Annotated in this window: 7 protein-coding genes; 2 read left to right on the top strand and 5 right to left on the bottom strand. The window is 62.9% G+C overall.

Annotated elements, in window-relative coordinates; all coding sequences use genetic code 11:
- The 4 genes from AC1D1P_RS10485 to AC1D1P_RS10470 form a co-directional block, all read right to left on the bottom strand.
- On the bottom strand, nt 1-1,182 hold a 1,182-nt coding region (locus AC1D1P_RS10485; protein WP_477672929.1), incomplete at its 3' end, for a M20 family metallopeptidase.
- Complete coding sequence (gene uraD, locus AC1D1P_RS10480) at nt 1,179-2,954, bottom strand: 2-oxo-4-hydroxy-4-carboxy-5-ureidoimidazoline decarboxylase (RefSeq protein ID WP_477672928.1); 1,776 nt, start codon at nt 2,952-2,954, stop codon at nt 1,179-1,181. The genes uraD and AC1D1P_RS10485, both read right to left, overlap by 4 nt.
- A gap of 2 nt (nt 2,955-2,956) precedes the next feature.
- Nucleotides 2,957-3,892: an allantoinase PuuE gene (gene puuE / locus AC1D1P_RS10475; RefSeq protein WP_477668152.1), complete on the bottom strand. Its 936-nt coding sequence runs from the start codon at nt 3,890-3,892 to the stop codon at nt 2,957-2,959.
- 8 nt (nt 3,893-3,900) lie between these two features.
- Nucleotides 3,901-4,566, bottom strand: a complete 666-nt coding sequence (locus AC1D1P_RS10470; protein ID WP_477672927.1) for a GntR family transcriptional regulator — start codon at nt 4,564-4,566, stop codon at nt 3,901-3,903.
- Between the two features lie 80 nt (nt 4,567-4,646).
- Here AC1D1P_RS10470 and uraH point away from each other — a divergent pair, with 80 nt between their 5' ends.
- Both uraH and AC1D1P_RS10460 read left to right on the top strand, forming a co-directional pair.
- Nucleotides 4,647-5,000 carry a hydroxyisourate hydrolase gene (uraH, locus tag AC1D1P_RS10465; protein WP_477668150.1) on the top strand — a complete coding sequence of 118 codons (354 nt, stop codon included), beginning with the start codon at nt 4,647-4,649 and terminating at the stop codon, nt 4,998-5,000.
- Nucleotides 5,001-5,062: 62 nt separating this feature from the next.
- Complete coding sequence (locus AC1D1P_RS10460; RefSeq protein WP_477672926.1) at nt 5,063-6,136, top strand: tripartite tricarboxylate transporter substrate binding protein; 1,074 nt, start codon at nt 5,063-5,065, stop codon at nt 6,134-6,136.
- 150 nt (nt 6,137-6,286) lie between these two features.
- Here AC1D1P_RS10460 and AC1D1P_RS10455 read toward each other — a convergent pair whose 3' ends face one another.
- Nucleotides 6,287-6,799 carry a hypothetical protein gene (locus AC1D1P_RS10455; protein ID WP_477672925.1) on the bottom strand — a complete coding sequence of 171 codons (513 nt, stop codon included), beginning with the start codon at nt 6,797-6,799 and terminating at the stop codon, nt 6,287-6,289.
- Nucleotides 6,800-7,053 lie beyond the last annotated feature (254 nt).

The raw sequence follows: 7,053 nt of genomic DNA, 5'->3' as shown, positions 1-7,053 counted from the left end.
TTCGTCGGCCCGCTTGGCATGGGACTCCAGCACGGTGCGCGGCCCGGCGCCGTAAATGACGCCGGGAATGCCGGCCTCGGCGTACAGCCGCACATCGGTGTACAGYGGCGTGCCCATGGCCGGAATGGYCTGGCCAAAGAGCGCCTCGCCATGCTTCTGGATGGCCTCCACCAGGGGCTTGTTGCCCGCCAGCGGCCGCATCGAGTTGGCCAGCAGCAGGCGCTTGATGTCGACTGTGATGCCCTTGCAGCCAGCCGCCGCGTCGCCAATCACTTTGCGGATGTTGGCTTCGACCTCGGCGGGGTTCTCCTCGGGGATCATGCGGCGGTCCAGCTTGAACATCACCTTGCCGGGCACGACGTTGGTGTTGGTGCCGCCTTCGATGCGCCCCACGTTCAGGTAAGGGTGCTGGATGCCTTCGACCTTTGACGTCACCTGCTGGTAGAGCGCGTTCTGTGCATAGAGTGCATTGAGGATGTGCACCGCGCCCTGCAAGGCGTCGATGCCGGTGTCGGGAATGGCGGCATGCGCCATCTTGCCGTGCACCGTGACTTCCATCTGCAGGCAGCCGTTGTGCGCGGTGACGACCTCGTAAGAAAAGCCTGCCGCGATCAACAGGTCAGGCTTGGTAAGGCCTTTCTTGAGCAGCCAGCCCGGGCCCATTTCGCCGCCGAATTCCTCGTCGTAGGTGAAGTGCAACTCAACGCTGCCTTTGAGTGGTGCGTCCAGTGATTCGAGCGCACGCACCGCAAAGGTGAAGCTTGCGAAATCGCATTTGCTGACAGCTGAGGCGCGGCCGTAAATTTTGCCGCCTTCAATCTCGCCGCCATAGGGATCTTTGGTCCAGCCTTCGCCGGGCGGCACCACGTCGCCGTGGGCGTTGAGGGCAATGGTCCTTCCTTTTTCCATTTCTTCGCCCTTGCCGCCATAGTGGCGGCGCACGATCAGGTTGGTGATGGACTCCATGCCGTAGCCGCGCACGTCGGCTTCGGGCACGGGGTGTTTCTCAGCGTCAAAACCGAAGGCCTTGATGAGCTCTGCCGTGCGCTCGGCATGTGGCGCGTTGTTGCCCGGTGGCGTGTCGGTGGGCACGCGGATGAGCTGCTGCAGGAATGCCGTTTCTTCGTCGAAATGGGCATCGATCCAGCTGTCAAGCCGGGCGTAATCTGTAGTGAGGGTCATTGTTGTTCAGGAGAGAGATTAGTGAGCAGATGCGCCAGGGCCTGGATCGCAAGTTCGATGTCGTCGCTGGTGGTGCTTTCCAGCGGGTTGTGGCTGATGCCGGAGTTCTGGCCCCGTACAAAAAGCATGGCCTGCGGCATCACCTTGTGCAGTTTCATCGCGTCATGGCCGGCACCGCTAGGCATGCGGTACAGAGGCACGCCCAGGCCTTGCACAGCGGCTTCCCAGCGCTGTTGCCAGGCAGGTGCGCTGGGTGCAGCGGCGGCGCGCTCGGTCAATTCGGTCGTGAAGTGCATACCGCGGCGCTCGCAAATGCTTTTGAGTTCGGCCAGCACGTCGGCCACCAGCGCGTCGCGCTGCGCATCGATGGGCGCGCGCAGGTCGAGCGAAAAGAGGCAGCGCCCGGGCACCACGTTGATGGAGCCGTTGGGTACCTGCAGCATGCCGACCGTGCCGACGGAATTTCCGTCTTGCGCCGCGCGCCGTTCCACATACAGCAGCAGTTCGGCCGCGGCCGCTGCGGCGTCGCGGCGGCGGGTCATGGGCGTGGTGCCGGCGTGGCTGGCCATGCCGGTTATCTCGCACAGGTAGCGCACGTTGCCGTTGATGGAGGTGACGATGCCCAGCGGCAGGTCAAGCTCGTTGAGGACCGGGCCCTGCTCGATGTGCACCTCGATAAAGCCGAGGTAGTTGTCCGCGTCACGTTTGATCTTCGTGATGTCTTCGGGCTTGAGGCCCGCGTTGTGCATGGCCTCGCGCATGGTGATGCCGTCAGCGTCTTTTTGCTCCAGCCACTCGGGCTTGAAGTCGCCAATCAGCGCGCCCGAACCCAAAAAGGTGGCTTTGTAGCGCTGGCCTTCTTCTTCGGCAAAGCCGACCACCTCAAAATTAAAGGGCAGGCGCTTGCCCTGGCGGTGCAGCTCGCGCACGCAGGCCATGGGCACAAAAATCCCGAGCCGGCCGTCATATTTGCCGCCGTTGCGCACGGTGTCGTAGTGGCTGCCGGTCAGCAGGGTCTTGGCGTTGGGGGTGGCGGCGTTGTAGATACCCACCACGTTGCCGACCGCGTCGATCTTCACCTCGTCAAAGCCGCAGTCCCGCATGGTGTGGCTGATGAAAGCCGCGCAGGCACGGTGCGCATCAGTGAGGTAGGTCACCGTGAGCTGGCCTTTTTCAAGATAGCCCGGATCGCTGTACTGCGAAAGGGTTTCCTGCCAGTCCCACACGTCGTTGCCCAGCGCGGGCGTGGCGGAGAACTTGTCGTTGAGCCGCAGTTCCACCACGCGGTGGATGTTGCGCAGGTTTTCCTGCAGCTCAAAGTCAGGGTGGTTTTGCAGGCGCCGCGCGAAGGTCTCGATGATCTGCTGCTTGCTCAAACCGTCACCGCGCGGGCCGCGCACCGCCAGGATGAAAGGAAAGCCGAACTTTGCGTTGTAGTCGGCATTGAGTTTTTGCAGGGTGGCGAACTCTTCGGGCGTGCAGTCCGTGAGGCCGGCCTTGCCTTGCTCGTTGGCCGATTCCCCCGTCAGGCTTTTACTGACCATGGCTTTGCCGGCCAGTTCGGGGTGGGCCTGGATGAGCTTGACCTGCGCGTCCTTGCCGGCCTCGCGCAGTACTTGCGCCATGGTGTGCTTCAGGTGGGCGAGTGACTGGAAAGGGCGGGCGTCCAGCGCCTTTTCGGCAATCCAGGGGGAATGCTCATAGAGGCCGTCGAGCAGTTGCAGCGCTTCTGCGCGCGGTACGGCATTGACTTGTTCCAGCGTGATGGCCATGTTCAGCTTTCCTGCCGGGGCATGTAAGGATGGTTGGCCTGCCAGTGGCGCGCTATATCGATGCGGCGGCAGACCCAGACGCGCTCATGCTTTTGCACGTGGTCAAGAAAACGCTGCAGCGCCACGATGCGGCCCGGCCGGCCCAGCAGGCGGCAATGCATGCCGATGCTCAGCATCTTGGGCGACGCACTGCCTTCGGCATACAGCGCATCAAAACTGTCGCGCAGGTAGATGAAAAAATCATCGGCCTGCGAGAAGCCCTGCGGCAGGGAAAAGCGCATGTCGTTGGTGTCCAGCGTGTAAGGCACGACCAGGCGCGGCACGACTTTTCCGTCGGTGCGTTTCACCTCGGTCCAGAAGGGCAGGTCGTCGCCGTAGTAGTCGCTGTCGTATTCGAGCCGGCCGTCGTCGGCCACCAGCCGGCGCGTGTTGGGGCTGTCGCGGCCGGTGTACCAGCCCAGCGGACGTGTGCCGGTGAGCTTTTCGATCGCGTCCAGGCCCAGGCGCATGTGTTCGCGTTCGGTGGCTTCGTCGATCTGCTGGTAGTTGATCCAGCGCCAGCCGTGGCAGGCGATCTCGTGGCCGAGTTCAGTGAAGGCCGCGGCGACTTCGGGGTGGCGCTGCAGCGCCATGCCCACGCCGAACACCGTGAGCGGTAATTTGCGCTTTTCAAACTCGCGCAGGATGCGCCATACGCCCACGCGTGAGCCGTATTCGTAAATGCCTTCCATGCTCAGGTGCCGGTCGGCAAAGCTGGGTGGATTGGCCATCTCGGACAAAAACTGTTCGGAGCCGGCGTCGCCGTGCAGCACCGAGTTTTCGCCGCCTTCCTCATAGTTGAGGACGAACTGCACGGCGATGCGTGCCCGCCCCGGCCAGTTGGCTTGTGGCGGGTTGCGGCCGTAGCCGATCAAATCTCTAGGGTAGCCAGTGTTCATATCCGTACTCATGACAGTGCCATGGAAATATCGTTCGTCGGTACCTTGCGGTCAAAGGAGAGGCTCTTCTCGACATGCAGCAGATGGTCATTCATGAGGCGTACGGCCAGCGCTTCGTTCCTGGCGGCCAGCGCCTTGACGATTTCGGCGTGCTCGTCGTTGGAGTGTTCGGCGGCGGTGGCGGTCTGGTACATCAGGGTGATGAGGGCGCAACGCGAGGTCAGCTCGCCAAGCATCTGGGCCAGCACTTCATTGCCCATGAGCTCGGCTATGCGCACATGAAAGTCGCCCAGCAACTCCGTCCGGCCCGAAACGTCCCCGAGGTCGACCGCCGACTTTTCCCGCGCGACGTGTTCTTTCAGCGCCTTGATTTTGGCAGGGGTGACTTCGCGCACAAAGGCCCGCGTCATCTCGGCTTCGAGCATGCGGCGCACGGCAAACACCTGGCGCGCTTCCATCACGGACGGTGCAGCCACGAAAGCACCGCGCGCCGGCTCCAGGCGGATCAGGCGGTTTTGCGAGAGCTGGAACAATGCCTGCCGCACCAGCGTGCGCGAGACGCCGAAATGGTCGGCCAGTTTTTGTTCGGCCAGCTTGGTGCCCGGGTGCAGCCTGTGCTCCACAATGGCCTTGGTCAGGGCTTCGACGATGGTGTGCGTGGTTGACGATTCCATCGGTCGATAATAGCCGGAATGTCGAAAAGTGTATACACTTTTGGTAAACCGAAATTGAAAAACAATCTTCAGGGACTGCCATGGGCTTGAGCACACATGTACTGGACACCATGCACGGCACGCCGGCAGGCGGCATGAAGGCGTCGCTCTACACCACGCATGCGGGTCAGGCGACGCTGGTGAAGCACTTCATCCTCAATGAAGATGGGCGCAATCCCGATGGACTGCTATACGACAGCGCTAATCTGAAAGCCGGCACCTACCGGCTCGTGTTCGAGGTGGCGGCCTACTTCAAGGCGCGCGGCGTGAAATTGCCCGAGCCGGCTTTCCTGGACCAGGTGACGCTGGACTTCGGTGTGGCTGATCCGGGCTTGCATTATCACGTGCCCCTGCTGGTCAGCCCCTGGAGTTATTCCACCTATCGCGGCAGCTGAGCGGGCGCCAGGCCAGACCGTGTCATGGCGCCGTCATCCGGGGCGGCGACAATCAGCGGTTTGTGCAACTTTCTTCCCCCTCCTCCATGAACGTCAAGCCCATGACCCTGAGCCGCCGCCAGGCCCTGCTGCTGTCCGCAGGCACCGCCGCCAGCCTCGTGGCTCCAGCCGTATTGGCACAAGGCCCTTCAGCGGGTTCTGCCGGCTCACCGGCCTCGGCCGCATCCGTTCCCGCCGGCATCTATCCTGAGCGCGCCGTCAAGATCGTCGTGCCTTTTGCCCCCGGCGCCGGCACCGACGCCATGGCACGACTGATTGCGCAAAAACTCGGCGAAACCATGAACGCCACCTTTGTAGTGGACAACCGTGCGGGCGCCTCGGGCGCCATCGGCACGCAGTACGTGGCGCAGTCCCCGGCCGACGGCTACACGCTGCTGCTGGTGGCCTCGCCCTTCACCACCGTGGCGGCCTCTTTGCCCAGCGCCAATTACGACCCGCTGCGCCAGTTCACGCCGGTGGGCATGATCGCCAGCGGACCGCTGGTCTGGGCCGCCAACACCAAGCTGCCGGCCAACACCATGAAAGAGCTGGTCACGCTGGCCCGGCAAAAGCCCGGTGCGCTGAACTACGGCTCGGCCGGGGCGGGCGGTGTCAACCACCTCGTGCTTGAGTTGCTGAAGGCCCGTACCGGTACTTTCATCACGCACATTCCTTACCGCGGTGTGGCGCCTGCCACCATGGACATGATCGGCGGCCAGATCCAGCTGATCACGGGCACCATCCCGGCCCTGCTGCCTTTCATCAAAAACGGCAGCATCAAGCCTTTGGCCGTAACGAGTGCCAAACGCTCAAGTGCCTTGCCCGACGTGCCCAGCATGACGGAAGCCGGCCTGGCAGGCATTGATGTGGTCAACTACTTTGCGTTGATGGCCCCCACCGGCACACCGCCCGCCATCGTCAACGCACTGAACGCTGCCATCAACAAGGTCGTGGCTTTGCCCGAGGTGGTGGCGCGGTTCAAGGCCGACGCCGTGGAAGCCGCACCCGGCTCGCCCGCATTGCTCGGCCACTTCATCGAAGCCGACTACCGCGCCTGGCGCAACGTCGTTAAAACCCAAAATCTGAAAATAGAGTGACCGCTAGTCGCTCTTGACGGCAGCGCTCAAAGCGCGATGCGAAGCGAGCCAACCAAGGCCAGCACGAGCCGTAGGACCGGCTTTGCCGGACTGCAGGCGGGCGGCCCCCTCGGGGGGCAGGGAGCTACACGAAGTGAGCGACCGTGGGGGCTAGTCTTGTCCTTCTGTGAGCGTGTCGAGCTGGAATTTGCCGCTCTTGTGCCAAAGCCAGGTATCGGTGTAGACCACCTTGCCCATGCGCGTAGGCGCCGGGAAGGGGGACGCCTGCTGGATGGTGCGTTCGATCTCCGCCATCACTTCGGGTGCATGGCGCGGTGCGCGCATCCAGTCCAGACGGGTGACGCGGCCGACCCTGTCGATTTCCACATTCAGCACACCCACGGCATACAGCAGCGGCGGCATGCGGCCTTTGTAGATACGGTCGGAATTGAGGCCGTAGATATGCGTGGCGCCGTCTTCCCGATAGGCACGCGGCGTGGTCGCCCCTGAGCTTCTGGCCGAACCTTGCGGGCCGGTGATCGGCCCGATCACTGGAGAGGGGTCTGGGGCTTTGGGTGTGGCGGGCGCAGGTTCCGGCGCGGTCTTGCAGGCACTGACGACGGCGGCAGCTGCTGCTGAAAGCAGGGCCACCAGCCAGAAGCGGCGCGGTGTGGAGTCGGACATGTCTTGTCTCATCGTGCTTGCCTTTGCCGGCTTTTTGAACGGCCGGCTCATTGGATTCCTGATATACCTGCCATCATGCCCGGGAACTGCCCGGCGCCAAGGTAGTGCTAAGGTGGCAGTCAAGGCATTTTGCCCAATATTTCAATTCTCCAACCGCCAAGTCGTCACCAATGGTTTCCAGTGTCTCCAGTCTGCAACTTGAAGACTTCCTGGCCCGCCTGGCTTCGGTGCCGGCGGTGCTAGTGGAGGTGGCG

The sequence above is a fragment of the Polaromonas sp. P1_E1_2 genome, from assembly GCF_056406035.1.
This window is presented reverse-complemented; position numbering and strand designations above follow the sequence as displayed.